Source organism: Virgibacillus salexigens (assembly GCF_014905415.1).
GTDB lineage: Bacteria > Bacillota > Bacilli > Bacillales > Amphibacillaceae > Virgibacillus > Virgibacillus salexigens.
Window position 1 is genome coordinate 1 of sequence record NZ_BNEO01000112.1, and the last position, 312, is coordinate 312.

Here is a 312-nt window from a genome sequence, read left to right on the forward strand (position 1 = left end):
TAGATAATTGATCTTTTAAACCAACTAAAATCTAATCAGCTCATAACTTAATCGTTGTGAGCTGGTCTTTTATTTTATTCTAAAACTTATTAATATATCTATAAATTGTGGTTCTTGAAACTCCCCAAGAATCCGCAATCGACTTAATCGGCGTACCACTTTCTACCAAGGTTTTAAGAAGCTTTACGTCTTGCTCCGAAAATTTCTCAGGTCTTCCTCCAAGTCGTCCTCTTGCTCGTGCGGCTTCTCTACCAGCGGCAGAACGCTCCAAAATAAGATTTCGCTCAAATTCCGCAAAAGCCGCAAACAAAT

1 protein-coding gene is annotated in these 312 nt (G+C 38.5%); it reads right to left on the reverse strand.

From position 1 onward, the window contains the following. Positions 1–79: 79 nt before the first annotated feature. On the reverse strand, positions 80–312 hold a 233-nt coding region (locus JKP73_RS22460; RefSeq protein WP_200412014.1), incomplete at its 5' end, for a helix-turn-helix domain-containing protein.